26 protein-coding genes and 1 riboswitch are annotated in these 25,448 nt (G+C 34.2%); of the genes, 20 read left to right on the forward strand and 6 right to left on the reverse strand.

The window, feature by feature from the left end:
* Nucleotides 1-10 precede the first annotated feature (10 nt).
* A complete protein-coding gene (locus IV57_RS03795; protein WP_057880173.1) occupies nt 11-1,306 on the reverse strand; it encodes a sensor histidine kinase in 1,296 nt (431 codons plus the stop codon).
* 418 nt (nt 1,307-1,724) lie between these two features.
* On the opposite strand from IV57_RS03795, the gene IV57_RS03805 reads away from it, so the two are divergent.
* Both IV57_RS03805 and IV57_RS03810 read left to right on the forward strand, forming a co-directional pair.
* Nucleotides 1,725-2,066 carry a bacteriocin immunity protein gene (locus IV57_RS03805; RefSeq protein WP_057880175.1) on the forward strand — a complete coding sequence of 114 codons (342 nt, stop codon included), beginning with the start codon at nt 1,725-1,727 and terminating at the stop codon, nt 2,064-2,066.
* 112 nt (nt 2,067-2,178) lie between these two features.
* On the forward strand, nt 2,179-2,481 hold the full coding sequence (locus tag IV57_RS03810; RefSeq protein WP_057880176.1) for a bacteriocin immunity family protein: 303 nt from the start codon (nt 2,179-2,181) through the stop codon (nt 2,479-2,481).
* Nucleotides 2,482-2,528: 47 nt separating this feature from the next.
* On the opposite strand, the gene IV57_RS03815 is transcribed toward IV57_RS03810, so the two are convergent.
* Nucleotides 2,529-3,125 carry a hypothetical protein gene (locus IV57_RS03815; protein ID WP_057880177.1) on the reverse strand — a complete coding sequence of 199 codons (597 nt, stop codon included), beginning with the start codon at nt 3,123-3,125 and terminating at the stop codon, nt 2,529-2,531.
* Between the two features lie 192 nt (nt 3,126-3,317).
* On the opposite strand from IV57_RS03815, the gene IV57_RS03820 reads away from it, so the two are divergent.
* From IV57_RS03820 to IV57_RS03865, 9 genes are all read left to right on the forward strand, one after another.
* Nucleotides 3,318-3,692, forward strand: coding sequence for a GntR family transcriptional regulator (locus IV57_RS03820; RefSeq protein WP_057880178.1), 375 nt, complete (start codon nt 3,318-3,320; stop codon nt 3,690-3,692).
* On the forward strand, nt 3,685-4,425 hold the full coding sequence (locus IV57_RS03825) for an ATP-binding cassette domain-containing protein (protein ID WP_057880179.1): 741 nt from the start codon (nt 3,685-3,687) through the stop codon (nt 4,423-4,425). The genes IV57_RS03820 and IV57_RS03825 overlap by 8 nt, the downstream gene beginning before the upstream one ends.
* On the forward strand, nt 4,418-5,173 hold the full coding sequence (locus IV57_RS03830) for a hypothetical protein (protein WP_057880180.1): 756 nt from the start codon (nt 4,418-4,420) through the stop codon (nt 5,171-5,173). The genes IV57_RS03825 and IV57_RS03830 overlap by 8 nt, the downstream gene beginning before the upstream one ends.
* 15 nt (nt 5,174-5,188) lie before the next feature.
* Nucleotides 5,189-5,899 carry an ATP-binding cassette domain-containing protein gene (locus IV57_RS03835; protein ID WP_057880181.1) on the forward strand — a complete coding sequence of 237 codons (711 nt, stop codon included), beginning with the start codon at nt 5,189-5,191 and terminating at the stop codon, nt 5,897-5,899.
* Nucleotides 5,896-6,678, forward strand: coding sequence for a hypothetical protein (locus tag IV57_RS03840; RefSeq protein WP_057880182.1), 783 nt, complete (start codon nt 5,896-5,898; stop codon nt 6,676-6,678). Before IV57_RS03835 ends, IV57_RS03840 begins: the two co-directional genes overlap by 4 nt.
* 71 nt (nt 6,679-6,749) lie before the next feature.
* Nucleotides 6,750-7,463 carry a hypothetical protein gene (locus tag IV57_RS03845; RefSeq protein WP_057880183.1) on the forward strand — a complete coding sequence of 238 codons (714 nt, stop codon included), beginning with the start codon at nt 6,750-6,752 and terminating at the stop codon, nt 7,461-7,463.
* 762 nt (nt 7,464-8,225) lie between these two features.
* Nucleotides 8,226-8,414, forward strand: a complete 189-nt coding sequence (locus tag IV57_RS03855) for a hypothetical protein (RefSeq protein WP_057880185.1) — start codon at nt 8,226-8,228, stop codon at nt 8,412-8,414.
* A 436-nt stretch (nt 8,415-8,850) separates the two neighbouring features.
* Nucleotides 8,851-9,696 carry a helix-turn-helix domain-containing protein gene (locus IV57_RS03860; protein ID WP_057880186.1) on the forward strand — a complete coding sequence of 282 codons (846 nt, stop codon included), beginning with the start codon at nt 8,851-8,853 and terminating at the stop codon, nt 9,694-9,696.
* Between the two features lie 85 nt (nt 9,697-9,781).
* Nucleotides 9,782-10,342 (forward strand): hypothetical protein, encoded by a 561-nt coding sequence (locus IV57_RS03865; RefSeq protein ID WP_057880187.1) that lies wholly within the window; start codon nt 9,782-9,784, stop codon nt 10,340-10,342.
* A 42-nt stretch (nt 10,343-10,384) separates the two neighbouring features.
* On the opposite strand, the gene IV57_RS03870 is transcribed toward IV57_RS03865, so the two are convergent.
* The gene (locus IV57_RS03870) at nt 10,385-11,875 is read right to left on the reverse strand and encodes a MutS-related protein (RefSeq protein WP_057880188.1); all 1,491 of its coding nucleotides are present in this window, start codon (nt 11,873-11,875) and stop codon (nt 10,385-10,387) included.
* Nucleotides 11,872-13,410 (reverse strand): MutS-related protein, encoded by a 1,539-nt coding sequence (locus tag IV57_RS03875; protein ID WP_057880189.1) that lies wholly within the window; start codon nt 13,408-13,410, stop codon nt 11,872-11,874. The genes IV57_RS03870 and IV57_RS03875 overlap by 4 nt, the downstream gene beginning before the upstream one ends.
* 44 nt (nt 13,411-13,454) lie before the next feature.
* A riboswitch (Fluoride riboswitch) is annotated at nt 13,455-13,517 on the reverse strand.
* Between the two features lie 143 nt (nt 13,518-13,660).
* Between IV57_RS03875 and IV57_RS03880 the strand changes: the two genes are divergently transcribed.
* A complete protein-coding gene (locus IV57_RS03880; RefSeq protein ID WP_057880190.1) occupies nt 13,661-14,317 on the forward strand; it encodes a histidine phosphatase family protein in 657 nt (218 codons plus the stop codon).
* Between the two features lie 172 nt (nt 14,318-14,489).
* Here IV57_RS03880 and IV57_RS03885 read toward each other — a convergent pair whose 3' ends face one another.
* Nucleotides 14,490-15,437 carry a DHH family phosphoesterase gene (locus IV57_RS03885; RefSeq protein WP_057880191.1) on the reverse strand — a complete coding sequence of 316 codons (948 nt, stop codon included), beginning with the start codon at nt 15,435-15,437 and terminating at the stop codon, nt 14,490-14,492.
* Nucleotides 15,438-15,492: 55 nt separating this feature from the next.
* Nucleotides 15,493-16,344: a metallophosphoesterase family protein gene (locus IV57_RS03890; protein WP_057880192.1), complete on the reverse strand. Its 852-nt coding sequence runs from the start codon at nt 16,342-16,344 to the stop codon at nt 15,493-15,495.
* 262 nt (nt 16,345-16,606) lie between these two features.
* Here IV57_RS03890 and IV57_RS03895 point away from each other — a divergent pair, with 262 nt between their 5' ends.
* The 8 genes from IV57_RS03895 (at nt 16,607) to IV57_RS03930 (ending at nt 25,448) form a co-directional block, all read left to right on the forward strand.
* Complete coding sequence (locus tag IV57_RS03895; protein WP_057880193.1) at nt 16,607-17,359, forward strand: ABC transporter ATP-binding protein; 753 nt, start codon at nt 16,607-16,609, stop codon at nt 17,357-17,359.
* A 10-nt stretch (nt 17,360-17,369) separates the two neighbouring features.
* Nucleotides 17,370-19,160 carry an FtsX-like permease family protein gene (locus IV57_RS03900; protein ID WP_057880194.1) on the forward strand — a complete coding sequence of 597 codons (1,791 nt, stop codon included), beginning with the start codon at nt 17,370-17,372 and terminating at the stop codon, nt 19,158-19,160.
* A gap of 398 nt (nt 19,161-19,558) precedes the next feature.
* Complete coding sequence (locus IV57_RS03905; protein ID WP_162261212.1) at nt 19,559-20,290, forward strand: amino acid ABC transporter ATP-binding protein; 732 nt, start codon at nt 19,559-19,561, stop codon at nt 20,288-20,290.
* A 12-nt stretch (nt 20,291-20,302) separates the two neighbouring features.
* Nucleotides 20,303-21,130, forward strand: a complete 828-nt coding sequence (locus IV57_RS03910) for a glutamate ABC transporter substrate-binding protein (RefSeq protein ID WP_057880196.1) — start codon at nt 20,303-20,305, stop codon at nt 21,128-21,130.
* Entirely contained in the window at nt 21,127-21,765 is a 639-nt protein-coding gene (locus IV57_RS03915; RefSeq protein ID WP_057880197.1) for an amino acid ABC transporter permease, read from the forward strand. The genes IV57_RS03910 and IV57_RS03915 overlap by 4 nt, the downstream gene beginning before the upstream one ends.
* 12 nt (nt 21,766-21,777) lie before the next feature.
* Complete coding sequence (locus IV57_RS03920) at nt 21,778-22,431, forward strand: amino acid ABC transporter permease (protein ID WP_057880198.1); 654 nt, start codon at nt 21,778-21,780, stop codon at nt 22,429-22,431.
* A gap of 403 nt (nt 22,432-22,834) precedes the next feature.
* Entirely contained in the window at nt 22,835-24,256 is a 1,422-nt protein-coding gene (gene nhaC, locus IV57_RS03925) for a Na+/H+ antiporter NhaC (protein ID WP_057880199.1), read from the forward strand.
* A 280-nt stretch (nt 24,257-24,536) separates the two neighbouring features.
* Nucleotides 24,537-25,448 carry an efflux RND transporter periplasmic adaptor subunit gene (locus IV57_RS03930; protein ID WP_057880200.1) on the forward strand — a complete coding sequence of 304 codons (912 nt, stop codon included), beginning with the start codon at nt 24,537-24,539 and terminating at the stop codon, nt 25,446-25,448.

The following is a 25,448-nucleotide window of genomic DNA, read 5'->3' on the forward strand; positions in this document are numbered from 1 at the left end:
CTCCTCTCGATTATTTGATAATGATGATACTCAAGTTAAACCATTTATTATTATTGTGATATTGCACAAACAGGCTGGGATACTTTTTCTTGATATCTTGAACGTTAACTAAACCAAAACCGGAATGATGTCGCTTAGTTGTAAAACCTTCCTGCATGATTTCTTTAACATCTGTTTTAACAGCAATCGTATTATTAATAATGAAAGAAAGTTGTTTCTCTTCTTGAATGATTGCGATTTGAATTTGACTATTAGCTTGTCCCTTAGTTGCTTCCAAAGCATTATCCAGTGAAATTCCCAGCAGACGAACTAAATCAAAGATATTGATAGGAATTTCGTTGACGACATCACGACATTCAAAGTGGCAATCGATATTGTTTTGGTTAATCAAGGTTAATTTACTAATGAAAAGACTTTTTAAATAAGGATTTTGAACATTGTTGAGATCTTTAAATAGTTGCATCGAAATATTATCAAAATAACTATTGGAATAATCTTCCAAAGTACCTAATGAATCCTTCATTTTCTGATAATCACCAGCATGAGCAATCGTTCGAAGGCCTGAAATAGTTCCTTTATAATTTTGTTCAAAAGCCCGTAATTTAATCTGATCATGTTCTAATTGGTCAGTATACATTTTGAGATTTTTCAATTGTTCCTTAGTAAGATCACGTGAATAGGCTTCTTTTTGATTTTGATTACTCTTCAAAAAGATGATTACGATGAAGGTGCATTGAATCAAAATAAACATTAAAATCCCCGAAATTAAATCAGAATAAGCTTGGTCGTGTTGAATGATACGCATGAAGATGTACAGGACAATAAATAAATAACCTGATAAAAGACTAAAAAGACCAGACTTTTTCAAACCCCAATTTTCTTCGATATTGAAATATTTGTATAAAACTACAAAAATAATGGCAAAAAATAGTTTGATTAGGGCATTTGTTAGGACAAACATTAAACTACCGGCGATATTATGTGTTGAAATATTATGAGCGTAGAAAATAATAATCGCAACGTTAGCCAAGGTTTCAGAAATTAGCCTAACTAGTGAGGTTAAGAGAATCGTATTGATCAAAAGTAAATTTAATTTTTGATGATGCTCGAAAGCAAAGTAGATCATTAAAGCAACGATTGGATATGATAGGTCATTTAAAAACATATCTGCCAGAACAGATAGAATAAAGAGAATTATTAGAGGATAGAATTTTTGTGGCCGATAGAGTGATTTAAAGACAAAATAAAAAATCACCCATGTCAAAAGACGTCCCAGAGCGTAAACACCCGGATCAATGTAAATCATTTTTATCCCCCTATGATAATTAATATATTAATTATCACATATTTTACTAATGAAAAAGTAAGGACATCATGAATCCGATTAAATTTCGTCTTGAATTTGTATTCAGGAAGAGAAATCCACCAGTTCAGGATATTTTGATATCGCTTTATTCAGTAGATGGTACATTAGGGTCAGAAATAGAAGGGGAGCGTTTAAGATGATCTTGAAATATATAGTTGGTATTTTAGCGGTTCTATTTGGAATTTATCAAATGGTGAATTCATACAAGTACGTGAAAGTTGAGCAACATTATGGCAATAAAACGACTTCTAATTTTACAGCGTTTACCGTTTGGTACAGTTTTTTATTTGGATTATTTTTTTTCATTTTTGGAGTAGCCTTTCTTTTGACTAAAGGTACGCTATTTTAAGGAGAAATTATGGATATCAGAGAAGACGCTAAGTTACACATTCACAATTTATATAACTCATTGAACCAACGTCAGGAAAAACCCTCTTATCTGTTAAATATTACTGATGTTTTAGCACAGGTTTATCTAAAAATGGATACAGCTAAGAATCCAGAAGTATGGCTTAATCGTTTGGCCAATTATATTTATAATGAAGAATTTAATCGGATTCATTTAACCCGAGAAGAAGATAAAGATTTAATGGCATTAGGTAATTTATCTAAGAGTGCTGGATGGAACGGGATGAATCGTGGTAATTTCAATGATAAATCACAGTTTTATAGCATTTTTGAAAGGATGCCACGACGTTAAAAGACGGTTCGTCTAATTAGGACGGATAGTTGATGGTTAAAATATTTTGATTGTAGACTGAATTTGGTAGCAAACCTATTTTATGTATCGTTTTGTGAAGGAAGAATAAAAGATGAAACGTGAAGAGAAAGTAACATTATTAATGGATCAAATGAGTGAAGCATACGCTGATCCAGAAGTTAAAAAAAATCCTGAACTAGCACAATCCATTTTGAACTCAGCTAAGGAATTAGAAAAAAATGGTAACGTCGATTTAGTCTCAACCAGACTTTGTAAAAAAATTTGGTTGAGTGATATTGGAAATAATAATAAAATCCCTAAGGCAGCACTTGTTTTATACAATCAATGCAAAGGTAAAGAAATGAAGTACGATGGTATTGCAACAGCAGCAATTATGTCAGGATTTTGGTTCTAAAATAACCTAAGTTCATTTGATTTTAAAAATGAATTTAGGTTATTTTTTTAGTATTGATAAATATTAATGGCCTTTCTAGTTGCATTGGATAAATGGATTATTTCAGGATTAAATTCATTTAAAAATAAATTTAATTTACCAATGGTTTCATCTTGATGTGCAACGTAATCGCGGGATAAGTCGAGATCAATATGACTGTTATCAGTCATAATTAATCTAATTTTAACTGGATCATTGATCATCAAAATTAGATTATATATAAAGCCGCCTTCTTCAGAAACGATTAATTCTGAAGATAAACTAGGATTATGTTGGGGCAATCCCAAAATAGAAATAGAGATGATTTTGGCCTTATCGATAGTGTGTATAGGCAAGGTGATTGGTAAGAAGATAGCTAAGAAGCGATGGTTTAACTTTTTGATATCGCTGTAATGGATGCTAGTTTTATCTGAATCCCAATAATTAAAAAGCACTGGTAAAACCAAGAGGTAATGTCCCAAAATCATTAGTAAAAACATGATGGCGCCAATTTTTAGACCGAGGGATTTAGAAATATTCAATCCAAAGAGTGCTCCGATGACTAAAGCAGTGCTCAGACTGATTAGGAGCGGTCGATAATTAACTTTTTTTCCGAATTTTAACATGACATATCAGTTCTTCCATTTCATATCCAATCCCAATTCATTCTAAATTTAGCATGAATTGGGATTGATAATGTGAAAGATAGATTGACGTTTAGTATAAGAAATATTTAAAAGTAATCACTAGAAATGATTGCTTTTTTATTCCGCCTGTTATACTGTATTAGTGTACTAGAACAGTAAGAAGGTGAAGAAATGGAATATATAGACAACATTCCCATTTATCTCCAAATCAAGGACATTTTATATCGTAAAATAATTAGCAACGAATATGAACTAGGATCTCAGTTGCCCTCAGTACGACAACTAGCAGTTCAATTTTCAGCTAACTCAAATACGGTTCAAAAGGCACTCAAAGAGATGACCGAAGAGGATGTCATTATTCCTCAACGTGGTAAGGGAAATTACGTAACTGAGGATGATGCTATCGTGAATAAATTAAAAGATCATATCGTGACTGAGATGTTTGATACAACTTACGACAAGCTGCATTCGTTGAATATGAACGATACCGAGATAACCAATAGTTTTAGCGAATATGTCAAACAGCGGGAGGACAATCATGAGTAAGGTATTGGAAATTAACAATTTAAGATACAAAAAGAACAATAAGTTAATTTTGAATAATATTAATCTTGATTTAGAAACTGGCAAAATCATCGGCCTATTAGGAGCTAATGGTGCTGGTAAAACGACTCTGATGCGTTTGATTGCGGGAGTAAATTCTAGAACATCTGGTAAAATCACTGTTTCTGGAGTCGATAGTAAAGCTGCTATTAAGTCATGTGTCAGTATGACCTATTCGTTAAAAAGTTTTAAAAGCTTAGCTGGTGGTGGTTGGTCCAAGCGTTCCGACCGAGTAAAAGATGTTATCAAATTTTATTTAGAAGTTTATCCTGATTTTTCATTGGAAAAGTATCAACAGATGGCTAAATTTTTGACAATTGATAATAATCAAAAAATTGAGGCTCTTTCAACCGGTGGACAAGAGAAGTTGATGATTGCCTTAACTTTAGCTAGACAGGTTTCATTGTATTTGTTGGATGAACCGTTGAACGGGGTCGATATTATGACTCGCAAAAAGATCATCAAAAGTATTATTCAATGGAAAAGTGATGATTCAACTATTATCATTAGTTCACATTATGTGACTGAAATTGCTAGTCTGTTAGATGACGTGGTGATTATCAAAGATCAGACTGTTAACCAAGTGATTTCCGTCGAAGAAATTCAAACTAAGTATCGCTTAGGCGTTGAAGATTATTACGAAAAAATTTATGAAGGAGGGCTGAAAGATGAGTAGTTTAGGGCGTATCAGCAAAGGTTTAATGCGAGAAAGATTCCGAATAATTAGTCTCATTTTAGGCCTCCACATTGTGATAATCGTGGCTTCAAAACTATGGACGACTTTATTTTCACATAATTCGGAGCCGGTCAGTTACATCGGTGGAAGTTTTATCGCGCTAGTTTTGGGAATAGTTATTTTAACGGTAATGAATGAGGGCATTTATAGTCGTGATAAATATCGTTTGATTCCAGTGACTGATGGAACTCTGTATTTCGGCAGCATGTTAACAGCCATTGTTTCATTTGTTTATCTGATGGCGGGAGAAATCGTAATTTACATAGTATCTTATAAAATTGCCCCCAATCCTTACGACAAAATAATGATTGGTGATTTCAATTCCGTTCAACAATATCTCTTTAAATTTGAAGCTTTAGTAGCTTTTATTTTAGGCGTGATCTTAGTTTGGTCAGGAATCACACTCTTGCATTTATTGGTTGAAGGAATCAACGATTTCTTGCCATTTAGAAATCAAAGTTTTGTAAAAATTATTTTGGCAATCGTAATTATTTGGATCTTTATGATTCCTTTTAATTTCATTACTGAAAATGTTTTAAGACTAATGGGTATTAATAATTTGGATAGTAGTTTCAGTGCAGTTACGCATGTAATGTATGCCAGCATGGGAATGATGGTTATCTGGACTATCATCTTTACTATTATCAATCTGTATTTATTAAATAAATGGTCTGAAACAACTAAATAAAGAGGGGAGAAAATTATGACAGAAATTCTCAAAATAAATAATTTGAACTATAAAAAGAACAATAAAACTATCTTAGCTGATATTAATTTGAATATAGATAGCGGCAAAATAATTGGTCTCCTTGGTGAAAATGGAGCCGGTAAAACAACCTTGATGCGATTGATTGCTGGTATTAATTCAGTGCCTGAAGGCGTTATAACGGTTAATGATATGACTAAAAAATCTGCAATCAAGCAGAATGTCAGTTTTAGTGATCATTTGGATGGTTTTGGTAAGAGCGTTAAATTGAGTGAGATCGTGCGTTTTTATCAAAATGTTTATCCTGATTTTTCGCAAGCTAAATATGTCGAAATATCCGAATACTTGGGATTAGATGAAACGAAACGTTTGTCAGCACTCTCAACTGGTACTCGCGGTAAATTGATTGTGGCATTAGCATTATCACGTGAAACTAAATTGTATCTTCTCGATGAGCCACTTAGTGGAATTGATAGTATGTCACGTAAAAAAATTATCAGCAGTATAATTCGCTGGAAAGATGATGATTCAACTATCATCATTAGTGATCATTATGTGACTGAGATTGCTAGTCTGTTAGATGATGTCATTATTATCAAAGATGAAACCGTCTATGAAGTTAGTTCAGTGGAAGATATCCAAGAGAAACATCATTTGGGTGTTGAAGAATACTATGAACAGATTTATGAAGGAAGTGTTACGAAATGACCGAATTTATGGGCTTAAGTAGAAATTTAATCCATGAAAAATGGAAAACAATGAACTGGATCGTCGGAATTGAATTAATTGCCTTTGTAGTTATTTATTTACTTAGATTAGTTACTGGTGGTTGGAATGGCTCAATTATGCCGGGATATTTTGTCGGTATTTATGCCTTTGAAGCGGGGATCGTCAGTCTGGTAGGGTTTGTTATGTTGTCACGGAGTAACGAACAAGTTTTTACTAGTAATAATTATCGTTTGATACCAGCATCAGATACAAAGTTATATTTCAGCAATATTTTAACAACTGTCGTAGCTTATCTTTATCTCCAAATTTTGGAAGCTATCTTGGGAAATATCGTCATGTTTGCTAGTGGAATGGGCAAAAGTTTAATGATGAGTCCTGAATTTGGTGGGTCAAACTTTTTAATGGGATTTGAATTGTTTTTAGTTCTTGTTCTAGGCGCATTGCTCTTATGGACAGGTATTACCGTAATTCATTTTCTAATTAATTGGATTAGTGGCTTTTTACCATTTGGTCGCCAAAAACTAGTAACATTTATTCTTTATTTTGTAGTAACTTGGATAGCTTTAGTGATTTTTAATTTCACAACTGGAAAAGTTATTTCATTCCTTTACAAGAATATCAGTTTACAAGGAATTTCTAATATGGCTCAATTCAGTAGAATTATGTGGCTCAGTATCGCCATTACTTTTGTTTGGGTTGCTATTTTCACAGCGGCAAATATCTATCTTTTAAAGAGATGGACAGAAACAACTCGTTAATAGCACTACAAAATAAAGACTATGGGATGGTCCGAGAAATGAGTAGCGTACTGGGTATAAGTAGGGATTTAATGAAAGATAAGATCAAATCCATCAATTTGGTCTTACTGATTCAAGTAGTAGCAGTTTTAATGATTGAAACTATTAGAAGGAATAATAAATATTTCCTTTATTCAGAAGGGAAAGTAACTTTCAGCACGATGTTGATGTTATTGTTAGCAGTTGTTTTATTGGTTCGAAAGAATGAACAAATTTTTAATAACAGTAAATATCGTTTGATACCAATGAGTGAAACACGATTATATTTTGGGAATTTAGTGACATCATGTTTGACCTATTTATATGTAGTGTTTGGAGAATTTATCATTTTTAATATTGCCTTTTATATGGTGACTGATGGGCAGAGATATGCCTTTACCGTCGCTAATTTAACTGATACGAGGCTGTTAGCTTATCGTCTTAAACTTGTTTTGATTGTTAGTTTAGGTGTGGTATTAGTTTTGACCATTAGTACCATGTTTCATTTCTTGACTAATATGCTGAGTAATTTTATAGTTTGGAAAAATTTAAAAATAATGATGACGATGTTTTATAGTGTTATTTTGGTAATTACATTTTTGACTTTTTATCAAACCATAAGATTTGTTTCCCGATTGTCACTGGAACAGTATGGGGGAATGTCTGATTCATTTATAAAAATAATCTTAATTTATCTAATACCAATAATTATTTTGACAGTTGTAAATATTTATTCACTGAATCGCTGGTCAGAAACAATTCGTTAAATTACGTTCATGACGAAAAAATGGACGTTCATGATTTAGTTGGCACGTAAATAATTTTTAGGAGTATCATCAAGTCAATGACAGAGTAAAGAGGGAATCGTTGTGAGATTTAATAATGATTTTTATAGAGGAAAATACTTTTGGTTAGGCGTTGTAGGAATGTCGTTTGTAATAGATTTCCCGTGGAATAATGTCTGTACGGTCAGTGGCATTATCTCCTCAATAATGATTGTTATTGGTTTTGTTTCGATTATTGGTTCGATGTTTAGCTTTTCGAAGTATTTTTCTTGAGATGAGTTTAATTTAATAAATATATTTTTTTAATATTAATAACATTAAAATAGCTCTATATTGATTGGGTATTTAAAAGACAATTAATATAGGGCTATTTGTATATAATGATTTTTTAGTAGGACTTTTTCTTATCCTAAAATAGGTATCAGGCTTTAAAATAAGGTAAGAAATCAAGATAAAGAAGTGTGAGTGTTATGAAATATTTCATTGCGCTGATTACTTTGGCACTAGGAGGCGGACAGATATTTGTCACAATTAAAGCTTTACGGAATTTGAAATATCGTGACAAAAGGATAGTACCTAGATTTGTTTATTTTGCTTTGGCATATGGTTCGCTTTTTGGTCTGCTATTAGTATTTTCAGGATTTGATATTATTTTTAAATGGATATAAATAATTAGGGACGAATTTGATTTTAAGATCAAATTCGTTTTTTAGTTTATGATGGAATAAGAAAGAAGCTGGTCTGATGACAACTGAAATTTTTGGAATTTGTATAATTTTAATCGGGATTCTCCAAATTTATACTGGTCGAAAAATGTACTTTAATATCAAGAAAAATGTTAAAAATACTCAATCCTATATGTTCATGGGTGTTTATGTCTCTCTAATTATCGGAATCGTCTTTTTAGTTTGGGGAGCATTTTTGATTAAATAACAGTTTTTGCTCATGATTGGTTAAAGCGTAAATCAACGAAGTTGTTATTATATTGCCGTCTTCCACAAAAATTGAAATTTGGCTGGAGCGTAGTGGGCACGACTTGGAGCCAACAAGAACCATGTTGTCTTCAAGCTCGGCCTTGTTCTAAGTGGGTTCCCCACTAAGAACAACTTCACTACTGAGCCAATTTCAATTTTTGTTCCAGACTGGATAGCTGTTTCTATTTTTAGTAATTTGAATCCAATTTAGTAGATTTTTTGTTTATTCAAATTTACATCAGTTAATATGGGAACTTACTTTAAAAGTAATCATATAAAACAAATTATTCAGCAACCAATCATGAGCAAGAGCCAAATAGTGACAAAACTAATAAGTGCGTGCATTCTTGACTAACTAGTATCTATAATTTAGGTAGTAAAGGGGTGTGTGTTAAATGGCTTTAGCAACTAATATTGTTAAATATCGTAAAAAAAACCAGCTGTCACAGGAACAATTGGGCAAAGCTCTTAATATTTCTAGACAATCAATTTCAAAATGGGAGACGGGGGAAAATCTGCCTAGTATTGATAATCTGATTTCTTTAAGTGGTTTATTGGATATTTCTTTGGATGAGTTGATCACAGGGGAACCATATCTACATTTCCCATTTAACTATGGTAAGCCAAAGAGCAAGGGGCCAGTCATCTTTTTGATAATTATGATTCTATTGGGAATTATATTAGGTTCATTTGGCAATATTCTGATTGGTTTGGTGGTTGGATTGGGGATTTATGTTGCAATAGTCTGGGCATATCCAATCGATTATAAGAAATACTATAATTATTGGAACCTGGAAAAGAATGGTATTAGATATTTAGCTAAGAGTACTAATGTGGATAGTGCTGGTCAAAACCTGATCATACCAATCAAAGCTCTATTACATCTTCGCAAAACTCAGTTTATTACCTACAAACAAATGAAAAAAATTGAAATTAAAGTTGATCTCTTTGGTTATCAACCGACTAAATCGGACTATAATGCTAACACTCTACAAATGATGACTGAACCATTTTATTTTGAGATCACGACTGCTGATGGACAGATAATTTATCTTAATCTCAAAGAATTTTATTGGAAAAATTCTCGGGAACGAAAAATGTTACCAACGATTATTTCTTTTTTAAAACGAAAAAATATGGAATATGTTGATCGACAAGGTATCTCTGATTTGGTAACTGATCCAGAAATTCGCTTGGTTGAAAAATTGTATCAACTAAGAGAACAGAGTCGACAAGTCTAATTAGAATTGCATAGCTTTTCTTAAAAGCTGTATGATGGAATTACAAAAATATTTTTAAAGTTAATTACGGAGGATATTTATTAGTATGAGTTTAAGATTCGGTCGTAAAATCAGTTATTTACCATTTTTAGTTTGTTTATTTGCTGGAGTTGTCATTGGATTTTGTCTTTATTTTTTGTCAGGTAATGTTGTTATTGGGATATTATTTGGAATTCTTGGATTTATTGTGGGTGCTTATATTTATTCAATTAATTTATCTAGCTATTATGGTTATTGGGAAGTGGATAATGACGGCGTCCACTATTATGATTATGGGACAACTAGTAAAAGAGTTAGAGCCATTTTGTTACCAACATTTGCTAAAAAAATGATCATGCAATTTGATGATATCAAGTCTTCAGCGTTAGTTGTGGGCAAAGGAATTCAAGCTCCTAAAGGTACGTTTGGGGGCGTTAACTATGCACCTGATGTAGTTCTATCACGATTTCCAACAGCCTACTTTTTAACTATTACCTTAAGTAACGGGCAAGAAGTTGATCTTGATTTGGCAGAACAATCTAATAGCAAAGCTGATATTCAAGAAATGGTGAAAGTATTTAATGAAAAAACTGGTAGTAAAGTAAAATTTTTAGAACAAAAAGCTTAATAAAAAGACACTTAATTCGTAATTTGAATTAAGTGTCTTTTGTTATTTAGTATTAGTTCCGAAAACACGATCGTAAATATCAATGCCAAAACTAGTTTTTAATGGAGTACCTTTGAGTAATTTGAAGCTGCGATGACCATTTTGATCTCGTTCGGGTCTCAGAAAGATGGGTTCAATATCATCATTCAAAGATAACATCTTAGAGAATTCGAATTGATGAGTAACAGAAATCACAGTAGTGCCACTGTTGACTAGGCCAGAAACAACTTGGGCATTGATTTGGGAACCTTCGTGTTCATTAGTTGAAGAGAATGATTCATTCATCAAGACTAAACTCTTGGACTTGATGTTTTTAACGATATTAGACATCCGAGATAATTCGTTATCTAATTTACCGCTAGTCAATCTGGAGTCCTCCTCGCGTTTAAAGTGAGTACAAATTTGATCATAAAGTGGTGCCTGATAGTTGTCGGCGAAGACATACATACCAGCATCCATCATTAATTGTGCTTGGCCGATACTTCTCAAGGTAGTAGTTTTACCGCCTTGGTTGGTTCCGGAAATAATTACTAATGACATGTTAGGACCTTCAAGATCATTACCGACTACCATACTAGGACTGTCTTCACTGATTAATAAGACTACATTTTTTAAACCAGTGATAGCAGTTTTAGAATTGACAGTTGGGTAGGAGATATTAATATTAGGTAAGGAATTTTTAAGACGTACGCTACCAAGTAAAAAGCCTACTTGAAATTGTAATTCATTAAAGAATTTTTCCAATTCGTATTTGGTGTTAACTACCTTGGTAGCTAAGCTCAGGTCGGCCACGTTATTGTAATGTCCCAAAGCATTGCTACTGTCATCATCACGTTCAGGAATCATAAAATTAGCTTCCTTTTTATCAAAGCGGGTCATAACGGACCCCATCATGCCACTAAAACGCCCAGCTTTTTTGTTAAAATCTAAATCTGATATGTCGCTACCAAAATTTTTATTTAGTTTAACAGGATAACTATAAGTGCTATTGGTGACAATGTTGTCAATCAAAGCATGCATTGTATTTAAGGCATCAGGTGGGAAGATTTGAGTCAAACGAGTAAAAAATTCTTGGAAATTTTTTGATTGCCAATCAGTATTAGAAAATTCTTTGAGTTTGGCAATGTAGTTCAAATAAATATCGATTTGGCGGGAAAAACTATGCAATTTATAGGATGCCGAACCAGAATCCAAGGACCAAAACTCACTTCTAACGGTCTTGATCGTGTCGATTACTACTTGATAGAGATCATGAATTTCTTGGGGATGAGTTACTGCATCTTTGACAGCGGCTTGGCGATAAAGCAATTCTTCGTTAGTTTTTAGTGGTGTAAACCAAGTTTTTAAAATTGTATTGTTAAGAAATTTATCTTTATCAGACATGGTTTCTAAAATAGGCTTTAACTCAAGATCTTCGAAGACATCTTCTTGAAGGTCACTTAATTCAAATTTGGATAAATCGAGATCAGTGGGTGAAATCAAGGTGGTTTTCATTTTGATAACTTCCCTTCAATATCAGCTTGGCTAAGTTGATATTTCTTTAATAGAATATCTGTGTAGGCTTTACCATTTAAATCTTCAGGGATAACTTTGAAGGTTCTTTCAGCGTCTTTAGTAACTTGACTCATTAATGGTTGAACGTGGGAATTGTTACCTAATGATTCTAGGAAGGTAACGTAAATTCCTGAAGCTTGACGGTCATTTAAGGCATTGAGGACGCGGTTGCCTAATTCAGTTGCATCCTCTTCTGAAGTTGAAGAAAAGAGTTCGTTTAAGATAATAAAACTATTATTATCGACTTTTTCAATGATTTGATGAATTCTTTCAACGTCGGTTTCGAGTAAACCACTAAGTTTATTGCTAGATTCTTGTCGGTCGAAATGGGTGAAGATGGCTGAACGTGTCCTAATTTTGGCTGAAGTTCCGGCAATGGCAATACCTAAGGTGGCCAAGTATAAATTTTGACCAACCATGCGGGCATAGGTCGTTTTACCACCTTGATTAGGTCCGGAGATGACTAAAAATGGCTTGTCTGGTTCCAGTTTGAATTGGTTAGTAACAATTTTGGGATTGTCATGACCGTGATCCAATTTAAGTGCTAAACGAAAGTCAAAACTATTATCGATTCGTTCAGAACCAGAATCTACAAGGATTGGGATAGTAAAAGCCAAATTTGTATCTTTTTGAATCAAATGTTCAATCTTTTGCCAAGCTAGAAAAAAAGTTAATTCTTGAACAGTGTTTTCAATCAACAAATTAGTATAGTCAGCGTACTTTTGATAAAAGTCGCTTAACTCGGCGAATTGCTCTGGATATAATTTTGCCAATTCAGAAATAATTGAAACTTGTAAATTATTCATATTATAAGCAGCGTGAATATCTTCCATTTTGACGGGAGCGGTCATGTCATTTAAACTGTCGAAAATTGGGGCGAAGATTTCTCTAAAGTTATCGTCCATACTTTCCTTATGTTCTGGTAAAGCTTCGACAGTGACGGAACGTCCATTGAGGTATAACCGATAATAAATATCACCAAAATCTTTATCGATTTTATCGATATAAGTTTTGATTTCTTTAACTTTGTCAGAATTGTCATATTGTTCTAAATAATCGATAAATTTAACTAATCCCTTAGAATCAAGCGATTCATTCGTTAAAGTGCTCAATAATTCATGGATAGCATTAAATTCACTGTCTAAAATATTAACCAATTTATGTTCTTTATATGCTTGAGGGTCTAAATGGCTTAACTCTTGATGATCTTTGAATGAATAAAGCATTTGTTTAGTAAATTTTTCAAAGGCTTGATAAATTATGCCATTTTGAAAATCTTTAAAGGTTTCCTGTCGATATCTAATTTCATCATTATCAATTAATGGTTGGTGGTTAAATTTGGTGATATTGTAACCAGTTAATTGATTTACTTGAGTAAAAAGATCTTCCAAATCAAGATCCTGAAAAATGGGATCACTTGTTAATAATTCTTTAGGTTGGTTATTCGTGTCTTTAAACAGTAAGCTGTCAAACATCATAAATACCTCCTGAAATATAAAAAAACGACGTCTACCTTTATTTAAAGGTAGACGTCGTCAAATTCTCACGAATTTTTACGGTGAACGTCATCACCGGTTCTCTGGTGTTAATAATATTACTAATTTCTTTTTACGACAATTAATTTGAATTATCGATAATTTATTTTGAAATTCTAAAAAATTGTCTTTTAATTCTAGCAAGTCTACACTTATTTTGAAATAGATTTTAATCTAGGAGTGATAAATTATGGATGTATATTTCATTCGTCATGGAGAAACATATTTTAATAAACTTGGTAAAATGCAAGGTTGGTCTGATACTCCGCTAACTAAAGCAGGTCACGAAGAAGCCTATCGTATGGGCCGAACATTGGGTAATTTAGGTGAAGTAGCTGATACGATTTATTCAAGCGATATGAATCGATCTGTCCAAACGGTTACTGAGTTAAATAATGGAATTAAGGCTGCTGGTGGCAAACCACTCAAGATGTTAACAATGCCAGAATTAAGAGAACAATTTTATGGCAGCTTTGAAGGTCAATCTAAAAAAGATACTTATGCTAAAATTTCTGGAAAATCAGTTGAAGATACGCTTAAAGAAATGAGTGCCAATGATATGCAAGATAAACTGGCTAAGTTGGATCCAACACATTTGGCTGAAACTAGTAAACAATTCTGGAATAGATTTGCTAGTGGAATTAAAAAAATTAGTGAAGTTCAAACTAAACCAGTAATCGTGGTAACTCATAGTGCCATTTTGACAGCGCTAGTTAATACCTACGCACCATTTTTATTAGATCAAGTTGAACCTAATAATTTGTCATTAACTAAAGTACATTTTGATGGCGATAAATTTGAACCTAAAATTGTTTATTACAATGAACAGGTGGAGCAAGATATTTAAACTTATAGGATACTGATTTCATCAAGAAAAAATTATTCTTCTGATATTTTGTTGGAATGATGTGAATTTTAGCGCCTTTAAGTTGGCCTACTGTGTTCCAGATAAATCAGATTTACTCTCAAACAACATAAAAACAGGTCATTACATTAAATTGTAATGACCTGTTTTGGTATTAAATATTTTCTTTTTGTTTATTCAAATTATCCATATCGTCCATCAAAGCATGAACATCATTCATACTGCAGACGTAAGCGCCACTGGCAAGGGGATGACCGCCACCGCCAAATTTTTCAGCAACTCCATTGATAGAAACATTTTTAGAACGTAAATTGACACGGAAACGATTTAAATCTTTTTCGCTGACAACAATCCAATTATTGACACTGTTGATTCTACCAATCAATGGGACTACATGATCCAATTCACCATCGGCTAAATGGAATTTTTCCAAAGTATCTTTGCGAATTATGATATAACCGAATCCGGAATCGGTAACTTTGAAATTGTCTAAAATGTAGGCTTCCAAACGAGCCACGTGAGAAGACATTTCATCTTCATGTAGGCTAATCTCCGAGATGTCGATACCTGTTTTGGCCAATTGAGCGGCAATGTTTAAAGTTTGATAAGTCGTTTCAGCATACAAGAAACGGTTTGTATCACCGATAATACCAGAATAAAGACTATAAGCACTCTTTTTAGAGAGTTTGAAAGTTGAAATTTTTTCGATTAGGGTGTAAATCATTTCAGCACAGCTGGAGAAAGTTTCATCAACCCAATTCACATCGCCAAATGGATCAACATTGGGATGATGGTCGATTTTAACAATTTTGGCAGCTGTTTTATATTCACCGTTGTTATCAATTCTGCGAGCATTAGCAGTATCAACCGCAATAACTAAAGAATTTTGATATGTTTCAGGTGAAACATTTTGCATATTACCAATCCAATCGAGAACTGGTAAGTCAATTCCTGTAATGTAAACATTTTTTTGAGGGTAGGCCTCACGTATCATGGTCGCTAAGGCAGTTTGTGAACCAATCGCATCTGGATCTGGATTTTGATGTCTGAGAATAATAATCGTATCGTATTGCTCAATATTCTTTTGAATTTCATCAATCATAAGACTACTCCCCAATATTATTAATTTATTTATAGCGTTATCTTAAAATTAACCTTTATTTACTTGATAAGTCAATAAGAAACTCTTTGGCCTTTTGACGATAGTTTCGATCAAGATTGATTTTTTTTAACTTCTCTCTATCATGAGTTGATGCGTGACCAGTAGTTAAAAGTTCTTTATACAATGCTGGATATGGAAAACCAAGTTGGTCAGCATTATTAAGTTCAGCCTGAATATCATATTTAACGCGACGGAAATCAACATCCTCAACGTTCCCATCGGAAAGTGTTAATAACATATAACTAGCATCACGATTTTTCATAAGTTTTTGTCGACTGTACCAAGGTTGCCCAACTGAACCAGGATTTAAGATCATTTGTCCCTCAGTAGTATAGCGCCACAGTGGAGTGTGTGTATGGGCATAGATGGCCACATCTATGTCTGTTCCAATATTTAATTCATCAAAATTTGCTTGGGTTTGATAAGCAAATAATTCATGACCACGATTAGTGGTTGGTAAATTATGTGTTAGAGAAAAGGTTATATTTTCTATAGTTTTTCTACTCGTCAAAGGGAGTTCCTTAACTTGTTTTATTCGTCCTGGTGTTAAATGTTCGTAATCATATTGAACCAAATTAGCAAAATAAACCTGACTAGGATTATCAAGGTCAACGCTTTGAGTCGCAATTACCGATAGAAAAGCAGTTTCCCAATTTCCCATCAAATATTGAGTCGTATTAACCTCTCCTAGTAGTTGAAAACATTCTTCCATGGAAGAACCACCAATAGCAATATCACCCATTGACCAAACTTCTTGGGCGTTATTTTTTTCGGCATCTTTTAGGACTGCTTTTAGAGCCGTGATATTACCATGAACATCAGATAGTACCGCAATTTTTTGTTTCATAAAGGATCACTCCTAAATCTTTTCTTTTAGTGTACAACAAAAGCAGAGTTAGTTAATTTCTTTTGATCGTTGATATTTAGCAATTAAAGGTAAAATTACTCCGACCGCAATCATTAATAAATATAACAATGACTTACAAAAATGTAAGAAAACGTAAGGAGAATCCAACGACCCAAAATAGACTTCCAGTTATGATAGATATATCGAATGAAGAGGAAAAGCGAATATCGCTTGAATCTATTTTTCATGGAGGGAAGTACAAATGCAAAAAATCGTTGAAGTTCAAAACGTTGAAAAGATTTATGGAAAGGCTAGCGAAAAACAATTCAAGGCCTTATCAGATGTTAACTTTGAAGTTAAACCCGGCGAATTCGTAGGAATTATGGGTGCCTCAGGTTCTGGTAAAACAACGCTATTAAATATTCTATCTACTCTAGATACACCAACTAGTGGTCAAGTTAAGATTGCTGGTGAAGACATTACTAAATTAAATAATAACCAAATGGCTGATTTTCGGGCCAATAAAATTGGCTTTATTTTTCAAGATTTTAACCTCTTGGAAAATTTAACAGCTTATGAAAATATTGCTTTGCCATTGGCACTACAAAATCGTCCAGTAAAAACAATCAAACCAGCAGTAATGAGTATTGCTGAAAAACTTGGTTTGGAAGAAATCCTCAATCATTACCCAACTGAATTATCTGGTGGTCAAAAGCAACGTGTCGCTGCGGCTCGAGCTTTGGTACACGAACCATCAATCGTCTTTGGGGATGAACCTACTGGGGCCTTAGATTCCAAGAGTGCTAGAGCCTTGATGGATACGTTAACTAAGATCAATCGTGAAGATAATGTTTCAATTTTATTGGTAACACATGATCCGTTTTCAGCCAGTTTTTGTGACCGGATCCTCTTCATTAAAGATGGTGAAATTGGTCAAGAATTGAAGAAAGAAGACGTTTCACGTGCCGAATATTATCAAGAAATTTTAGATTCTTTAGGAACATTTGCAGAATAGGGAGGAAATTATGTTAAATAAATTAGCCTTGAGTGGCATTAGACATCGAATTCGTGATTACAGTGTGTTGTTTTCGGGATTGATGATTGCTTCAGCTATTTTCTATATGTTTATGTCACTAGCAACTAATCAGACCTTCTTGAGTTCCAATTCTCCGGCTGCAGCGACTAGTTTTATCTTTGGCTTTGGAATCGTACTTTTAGCTATTATTACAATTGTCTATGTAAATTACGCAAATACTTTCTTGTTGAGTATGCGTCAAAAAGAATATGGGATGTTCATGATGCTCGGCGCTAAGAGCAGTAAAATCTCACGCATGATTTTTGTGGAAACTTTTACTATTGGTGCTATTTCAACGGTAATTGGTTCAATTATTGGAATCTTTGCGACAGGACTTGTTAGTCGTTGGATTATCAGTGCTATGGATATGCAAGTTAAGCATTTCAACAGTTTTTATCTACCAGCATTACTTTGGACATTTGTATTCTTTATCGTCATCTTCATGTTCTCAGCTATTCGCAATTCAATTTCATTACGTAGAAGTAAGGTTTTAACTTTACTAAAACGTGACAGTCAACCAGTGAAAATTAAACGTAACGGCGTTTTAAAATCTATTCAAGCTGTTTTAGGCTTAATTCTTTTGGCAATTGGCTACTTTGCTCTCTGGTATGCTGGAACTAACCCTGGGTTCATTTACTTAGGGATTCCAGTTGCCTTAGTAACAATTGTTTTAGGAACTTATCTGACAATTAATTCTTTTGTGACAGCTGTTATTGTCATGTTAAAACGGAATACTAACTATTCTCAAAAGGGCTTAAATAACTTTACACTTTCACAATTGAGTTTCCGAATTAACGACTATACTAAAATCCTTTCAATGGTTTCAATGATGTTCGCGTTGGCTTTAGGTGCTATCACTGTTGGTCTTGGCTTCAATAATCAGATTGACAACGTTGTTAATGGTCAAAACTATTACGATGTACAAGTAATTAATCCAGATGCTGCACAACAGAAGCGAATGAAGAGTTTGAGTATCAAAACTAAGGATGTTTATAATTACAAAACTGATGGTAAAAAAGTTTACTACCGTGCTAGTGAATTTAAAAAACAACCAGTTGGATATTCACAAATTGATACTAAAACAATGATATCTTCAACTAAAACTACTAACAATCCAAGTAAAAATACTAATGCTGGTTATGAACTAATGAATACTCGTTTGCCAGATCAACGAACTATGGAAGTTGGTTTTGTCAGTGATAGTGCTTATGCAGCAATGAATGGTAAAGAAACAACGACTGTACTTGTTAAAACTAATTCATTTAAGAATAATTTGGCTACTATCAAATCTATTTCTAAGGCCGAAATTAAACGTTATCCAGCTTTGAAAAATGCCGGTGGCGACAAATACAGTGCTTATACATTAATCAATGGTTTCTTCTCTGGGTTAGAGTTCATGGGCTTCTTCTTAGGAATTGCTTTTCTAGCAATGTTAGCTAGTTGTCTGATGTTCAAAATCCTTTCAGGAGCTAATGGTGACGTCAAGCGTTACAACATGCTTTATAAGATCGGTACTAAGCAAAAAGTCTTACGGACTACTATTAACAAAGAAATTGCCGTTCTTTTCTCAGTACCAGCTATTTTAGGAATTATCCACGTACTTATGGGTCTACAATTATTTACTAAGATTTTGTATAAACCTTATGCAAATATTGAAATACCATTTGCTATCTTCATTGTTTTATATCTCGGTTATTACTTCCTAACTAGATATCTTTACAAGAAAATCGTTTTAAAATAATGATTCACAATCCCTTCCGAGGGACTGCGCACATCGGGTGATCACCTTGTGTGCGCAGCTTCTCGGAAACGAGAAGCACTTCCCCCCTTAATAATTTAAAATATTTTGAAATCCTCAACAATTTTTCAAAAATTAAAAAAGCCCAAATAATTTCTAATTATTTGGGCTTTTGCTTGTTCGGAAAAATTATTTTTCGATTCAAATGTTTAGATTATTAACCTAATAACATTGGTGTTATAGTTTTCAGGGACCTTGGTCGGTCGTGATAAAACCGAACAATAATTTCACAAAATGTTTTTTTGTTGCCAAACCACCAATTAAACATTAAAATTTTCTTAATATAAATTTTATGGGAAAATTTTCCAAGAGTAGGGAAGGGAGTAGTGAATATGTCATCAATGATTGAATTCCGTAATGTGCAAAAATATTATGGAGAATTTCACGCTTTAAAAGATATTAACCTTGAGATCGACAAGGGCGAAACAGTTGTTTTAATTGGACCTTCAGGATCAGGTAAGAGTACCTTGTCTAGAACGGTTAATGGGTTGGAAACAATTCAAGAGGGACAATTGATCGTCAATGGACGTGATATTGCTGATAGATCAACTGATATCAACCGAATTAGAAGAGATGTGGGGATGGTTTTCCAACATTTTAACTTATATGCTAATAAGGATGTTTTGGAGAATGTTATGTTAGCACCAAGAATCGTCCTTAAGATGAGCGAAGAAGAAAATAAAAAACAAGCCATGGCTTTGTTGGATCAAGTTGGATTGGCTGATAAAGCTCATAATATGCCATCACAGATTTCTGGTGGTCAACAACAACGTGTTGCGATTGCTAGATCTTTAGCTATGAAACCACGTTGCATGCTCTTTGATGAACCAACTAGTGCGCTTGATCCCGAAATGATCGATGATGTTTTGAAAGTTATCAAGTACGTTACTAGCCAAAGTGATATGACTTCATTAATTGTTACCCACGAAATGGGCTTTGCTCAAGAAGTAGCCAACCGAGTTATTTTTATGGCTGACGGGCAAATTCTTGAGGATGATTCTAAGGATAAATTCTTTGATCACCCAACTAATGAACGTGCTACACAGTTCCTAAGTAAAATTATTAAACACTAGGGGGATACGGATATGAAACGATTAAAATATTTAGCGTTAGTCATCACTTCCTTACTCCTAGTCTTTACTTTGACGGCCTGTGGTTCACAACCATTGTCATCACAAAATATTTTGGAGAATGACAAGAAATCAAAGACAGTTACTTGGGGTGTAAAAGCTGATACTAAATTACTTGGTTTAACTGATGTTAAGGATGGCCAAGAAAAGGGTTTTGAAATCGATCTTGCTAAAGCTATTACCAAGAAAATGTTAGGTAAAGATGCTAAGGCTAAGTTCGTTACCGTTACATCACAGTCACGTATTCCATTGCTGAAGAACGGTAACATTGATGCCATCATCGCTACAATGACTGTAACGCCGCAACGTCAAAAGACAATTGATTTTTCTAATTCATACTTTGATGCTGGACAATCAATTTTGGTTAAAGATGGTTCACCAATTAAGCGAGTACAAGATTTGAATAATCGGACTATCATTGGGGTTGTTGGTTCTAACTCAGTTGAAAACGTTAAAAAATTTGCACCAAAAGCTAGAGTTTTACAATTACCAGATTATGCGCAAGCCTTAACAGCTTTGAAGTCTGGTCAAGGTGATGCTTTGACAACTGATAATGTTATTTTAGCTGGTATGGCCATTAATAATCCTGGTTACAAATTACAAGGGAAAGCCTTTACGACTGAACCTTATGGTATCGGGATCAATAAGGGACAACCTGCCTTTAAGGAAGCTGTTAACAAATCACTTAGAGAGCTTGAAAAAGATGGTACTTATAACAAATTGATCATCAAATGGTTTGGTAATGTGCCTGGATTTAACTACAAGGAGGTGTTACGCAAATGATTCATTTACTAACAAGTAATTGGAGTGCCTTCATTAGTGGCTTTGGCTGGACACTTTTATCAAGTGTTTTAGCACTATTCTTTAGTTTGATTATTGGGTCGCTGTTTGCCATTCTAGAAGTTGTTCCTAATAAAGCTTTACGTATTATCGGAAATGTTTATGTTGAAATCTTTCGTAACATTCCGTTATTAGTTATTACTATGTTTTTCTATTTAGTAATTCCACTGTATATCGTTAAAATTAATGGTTTCGCAGCCGGAACAGTTGGATTGACGATTTACACTTCAGCCTTTATTGCTGAAACTGTTCGTGCCGGTATCAATTCTGTTGATCCAGGACAGATGGAAGCTGCTCGTTCTCAAGGAATGACTTTCTGGCAAGCAATGCGTCACATCGTGTTGCCTCAAGCCTTTAAGTATGTTCTTCCACCTTTGGGGAACCAATTTGTCAACTTGGTCAAGAACTCGTCAGTCCTAGCTTTTGTGGCCGGATTTGATTTGATGTATCAAGGTAATGCGATTGCTTCACAAACCTTTGATACAGTTAATACATACGTAATTGTTGGTATTTTCTACTTGATTATTACTTTACCAATCAGTTATTACATGCAACATCTAGAAAAGAAATTGGCTTAGGGGGAGTAAATTATGCAAAATTGGATAAATGCTTATTCATGGATAAATATTAGATTTCTTCTCCAAGGCCTCTGGATCACGATTTTGATCTCCGTTATCTCGGTGATTTTAAGTTTTGTCATTGGTTCGGTCTTAGGGATTATTAGATATGCTAAAGTTCCATATTTTTCAAAAATAGTTGGTTTTATTATTGATGTTATTCGTAATTTACCATTACTATTGATTATCTTCTTCGTTTACTTTGGATTGCCTGCATTCGGTTTTAAACCGGATACGATTCCCGCCGCAATTTTGGCAATGACTGTTTTTGAATCAATGATGATTGCTGAAATCATTCGTTCTGGGATAAATGCAGTCGATGTGGGTCAAATGGAGGCTTCACGGGCAATGGGGATGAAGTTACCTCAAGCGATGTGGCACATTGTGTTACCACAAGCTTATAAAAAAATGATTCCAGCACTAGTTAGTCAATTTATTTCATTGATCAAGGATACATCATTAGCCACAATTATCGTGGTGCCTGAATTGATGCAACATGGTCAAGTTGTTTATGGACAAGATCCAAACTACATCATTCCTGTCTTTGTGATGATGGCTATCATGTACTTTGTGGTCTGCTATGCGTTGTCATTGTTATCTAGATTCATTGATCACCGGATGGCCTAAAAAATATTTATAGGTTGACGGATGAAAAATAACCTGTTATTGTTGGTGTCATTCAAATAAACAAATGTAAGTATCTGAATTAATTAGTAATGCATCTGGGCGTAAGAAAGCCGGTGGTTAATGCGAACCGGTCAGGGTGTAATTATGAAATACCAGATACGACTTGGTTTTCCAAGCGGAATGAGAGGGCCGTTATCCTCGAGAGTGGAGTAATAGTTTATTTAGACTAAACTATTCTCAAGCTGGGTGGTACCACGGTAAACTAATCGTCCCTGTTGCAATTTTTTGCAGCGGGGACTTTTTTTATACTTAAGGGGTAGGAATATGATGATAAATACTTGTGGTGGCAATCCCCGATATTTGTTTTTCGCGTAATAGATAAAAACAAATCGGAGGAATCGTAATGAATAAAAAAGTAAAAACAGTCAGTTTTAGAGAAGCAATTTTAATTTTAGTAATGATGTTGATCGTCCTAGGTTTTGGGGTTATCAAATTTGGACTATCACCTCAAACACCAGTCTTAGTAGTTATCGGTCTGTTGATGTTATGGGCCAAAGTTCGTGGTAGTGAATGGGATGATATTTTTGACGGTATTATCGATGGAGTTAAAAACGGAATTATCCCAATCTTCATTTTTATCTTAATTGGTGCCTTGATTGGTACTTGGATTGCAGCCGGTATTATTCCATCAATGATGGTGGCGGGTTTCCATATGATTTCAGCTCAATGGTTCGTGCCTTCAGTTTTCTTGGTTTGTGCTTTGATCGGAACATCAATTGGTAGTGCCTTTACCATTATTTCAACTATCGGGATCGCTCTTTTCGGAATGGGTCAAACTTTAGGAATGAACCCAGCCTTAGTTGCTGGAGCTATTATCTCCGGTGCTATCTTCGGTGATAAGACTTCACCACTTTCAGATTCAACTAACTTGGCCTCAGCTATTGCCGAATCTGACTTGTTCGCTCATATTAAAAATTTGATGTGGACGACGATTCCAGCCTTTATCATTTCATTAATTCTTTACGCAATTTTAGGTAATGCTGGTTCTGGCGCTAGTTTGGGGAAAATTGATACAACTTTGAATGTTTTGAATAGTAATTTCGTCATTTCATGGTGGTCAATTTTACCAATTGTCTTGTTGTTTGCTTGTTCGATTATGAAGATACCGGCCATTGCTACTTTGATTTTAAATATCACTGTTACTATTGGTATGATTTTCATCGAAAAACCAAGTACTTCAGTCAAAAGTATCGCTGGGTTTATCGAAACAGGTTTCGTTTCAAAAACTGGTAATGCCAGTGTCGATGCCTTGCTTACGCGTGGTGGGATTAGTTCCATGATGGGTACAGTCTCATTGATTTTCCTAACTTTGTCATTAGGTGGTCTTTTAATGAAGTTTGACATCATTCAAACAGCCATGACACCATTGGCACAACGTTTAAAGACACCGGGATCAGTCGTAACAGCCACAATTCTTTCTGGTATTGGAGTTAATATCTTCGTTGGTGAACAATACCTCTCAGTTATCCTTCCTGGTAAAGCTTTCAAGGAAACTTTCAACAAACGCGGTTTGGATAACTTAGCCTTGAGTCGTGTTCTTGAAGATGGTGGAACCGTAATTAACTACTTGATTCCTTGGGGTGTTGCTGGTGCTTTTGCTGCCAATACCTTAGGCGTACCAACTTTGGCCTTCTTACCATTCTGTTTCTTCAGTTTACTTTCACCACTTCTTTCCATTATTAGTGGCTTCACAGGAATTGGGTTGAAACGAATTGTGAAAAATGATGATTCAGATACTGAAAATAAAAAAACAGTCACAGTTTAGTAGAACTAGACATTATTATAGGTAAGAACCGGACTTTATCAGTTCAGCTTGAGTTAGTAATAGGGGGCTGATCGAACAGTTGAATAAATGGAGAAAAATATTATTGTGTCTCTACAAATGAGTTTGTAAACGCTAACGATGTTGGTATCATTTAATTTAAGTAAAAAAATAGAGCAGAAATGCTCTTTTTTTTCGTTTTCAAGCATTGACAGTACGCCAAATTTTGTCTAGTTTAAGACTGTTATGCTATTTAAGATAAGCAAATTTAGGGAGACTATTTATGAAGAGAATTAAAATTGCCATTTGGAGTATTAATGTTATTTTAATTGCCGTTATTCTGTTTCTAGTTTTGGGAAACGGTTTCAAGAATGATAATAATAAAGTAGATTATCAAACTTATACGGTTCAACGTGATAATACTAATTATTTCAACGGTATTGTTCAAGAAAACGACAAACAAGCTGTTAGTGATCAACCAAAAACTGAGGATGAAACTTTAGCTTCAACACACGTCATCAGTGGTCAACAAGTTACTAAGGGTGAAGTGCTATTCACATTCTATCGTGATATGAGTAGTGACCTAGCTAGTGCTAATGCTGAAATTCAACAAGCTCAATTAGCTATCCAAGCTTATGACTCATCTGACAAGCAAACTGCTGACAAGATTGAATTAAGCAAGGATCAAGAAGCACTTGCTGAGGCACAAGCTAAGGTTATTAAGATTAATAAGGTGCAAAGTCGAACAGTTGTTGCACCGATTGCAGGTACTTACTTTAAGGATGATGCTGGTAGAGGTTATATTTACGGGGCTCCAGTTATCCAAGGTAATGTTAATGAGTACAGTATTGATAAGATTAAACTTGGTGCTGACGTTACAGTAATCAAGAACAATGGTACAAAAATTTCTGGTAACTATGAACAAAAAGATGCTATTCCTTATAGCACACACAATGTTTCTTATTATCATTTCCGTGTTGCTACAGAAGATAAACTTCCATATGGTATGCACGTTCAAATCAAGACTGAATCAGACGGATACAAGATTCCTTCAAAGGCCGTTTGGAGTAAGAACACAGTTTATGTCTTAAAGAATGACAAGAAGCATAAGAAACACGTAACTATGACTAAAAAAGATCAAGACTATTACGTGATCGACGGGCTTAAAGCTGGCGACAAGCTAGTTTTAAAATAA

This window comes from Companilactobacillus kimchiensis (assembly GCF_001438805.1).
GTDB classification, from domain to species: Bacteria; Bacillota; Bacilli; order Lactobacillales; family Lactobacillaceae; genus Companilactobacillus; species Companilactobacillus kimchiensis.

What these genes read in the sequence shown, in the direction of transcription:
- IV57_RS03880 (WP_057880190.1), top strand. Translation starts at nt 13,661, where the DNA reads ATGGATGTATATTTCATTCGTCATGGAGAAACATATTTTAATAAACTT.
- IV57_RS03870 (WP_057880188.1), bottom strand. Translation starts at nt 11,875, where the DNA reads ATGAAAACCACCTTGATTTCACCCACTGATCTCGATTTATCCAAATTT.
- IV57_RS03860 (WP_057880186.1), top strand. Translation starts at nt 8,851, where the DNA reads ATGGCTTTAGCAACTAATATTGTTAAATATCGTAAAAAAAACCAGCTG.
- IV57_RS03865 (WP_057880187.1), top strand. Translation starts at nt 9,782, where the DNA reads ATGAGTTTAAGATTCGGTCGTAAAATCAGTTATTTACCATTTTTAGTT.
- IV57_RS03895 (WP_057880193.1), top strand. Translation starts at nt 16,607, where the DNA reads ATGCAAAAAATCGTTGAAGTTCAAAACGTTGAAAAGATTTATGGAAAG.
- IV57_RS03845 (WP_057880183.1), top strand. Translation starts at nt 6,750, where the DNA reads ATGAAAGATAAGATCAAATCCATCAATTTGGTCTTACTGATTCAAGTA.
- IV57_RS03885 (WP_057880191.1), bottom strand. Translation starts at nt 15,437, where the DNA reads ATGATTGATGAAATTCAAAAGAATATTGAGCAATACGATACGATTATT.
- nhaC (WP_057880199.1), top strand. Translation starts at nt 22,835, where the DNA reads ATGAATAAAAAAGTAAAAACAGTCAGTTTTAGAGAAGCAATTTTAATT.
- IV57_RS03830 (WP_057880180.1), top strand. Translation starts at nt 4,418, where the DNA reads ATGAGTAGTTTAGGGCGTATCAGCAAAGGTTTAATGCGAGAAAGATTC.
- IV57_RS03805 (WP_057880175.1), top strand. Translation starts at nt 1,725, where the DNA reads ATGGATATCAGAGAAGACGCTAAGTTACACATTCACAATTTATATAAC.
- IV57_RS03905 (WP_162261212.1), top strand. Translation starts at nt 19,559, where the DNA reads ATGATTGAATTCCGTAATGTGCAAAAATATTATGGAGAATTTCACGCT.
- IV57_RS03915 (WP_057880197.1), top strand. Translation starts at nt 21,127, where the DNA reads ATGATTCATTTACTAACAAGTAATTGGAGTGCCTTCATTAGTGGCTTT.
- IV57_RS03810 (WP_057880176.1), top strand. Translation starts at nt 2,179, where the DNA reads ATGAAACGTGAAGAGAAAGTAACATTATTAATGGATCAAATGAGTGAA.
- IV57_RS03920 (WP_057880198.1), top strand. Translation starts at nt 21,778, where the DNA reads ATGCAAAATTGGATAAATGCTTATTCATGGATAAATATTAGATTTCTT.
- IV57_RS03890 (WP_057880192.1), bottom strand. Translation starts at nt 16,344, where the DNA reads ATGAAACAAAAAATTGCGGTACTATCTGATGTTCATGGTAATATCACG.
- IV57_RS03875 (WP_057880189.1), bottom strand. Translation starts at nt 13,410, where the DNA reads ATGTTTGACAGCTTACTGTTTAAAGACACGAATAACCAACCTAAAGAA.
- IV57_RS03910 (WP_057880196.1), top strand. Translation starts at nt 20,303, where the DNA reads ATGAAACGATTAAAATATTTAGCGTTAGTCATCACTTCCTTACTCCTA.
- IV57_RS03840 (WP_057880182.1), top strand. Translation starts at nt 5,896, where the DNA reads ATGACCGAATTTATGGGCTTAAGTAGAAATTTAATCCATGAAAAATGG.
- IV57_RS03930 (WP_057880200.1), top strand. Translation starts at nt 24,537, where the DNA reads ATGAAGAGAATTAAAATTGCCATTTGGAGTATTAATGTTATTTTAATT.
- IV57_RS03835 (WP_057880181.1), top strand. Translation starts at nt 5,189, where the DNA reads ATGACAGAAATTCTCAAAATAAATAATTTGAACTATAAAAAGAACAAT.
- IV57_RS03900 (WP_057880194.1), top strand. Translation starts at nt 17,370, where the DNA reads ATGTTAAATAAATTAGCCTTGAGTGGCATTAGACATCGAATTCGTGAT.
- IV57_RS03825 (WP_057880179.1), top strand. Translation starts at nt 3,685, where the DNA reads ATGAGTAAGGTATTGGAAATTAACAATTTAAGATACAAAAAGAACAAT.
- IV57_RS03855 (WP_057880185.1), top strand. Translation starts at nt 8,226, where the DNA reads ATGACAACTGAAATTTTTGGAATTTGTATAATTTTAATCGGGATTCTC.
- IV57_RS03820 (WP_057880178.1), top strand. Translation starts at nt 3,318, where the DNA reads ATGGAATATATAGACAACATTCCCATTTATCTCCAAATCAAGGACATT.
- IV57_RS03795 (WP_057880173.1), bottom strand. Translation starts at nt 1,306, where the DNA reads ATGATTTACATTGATCCGGGTGTTTACGCTCTGGGACGTCTTTTGACA.
- IV57_RS03815 (WP_057880177.1), bottom strand. Translation starts at nt 3,125, where the DNA reads ATGTTAAAATTCGGAAAAAAAGTTAATTATCGACCGCTCCTAATCAGT.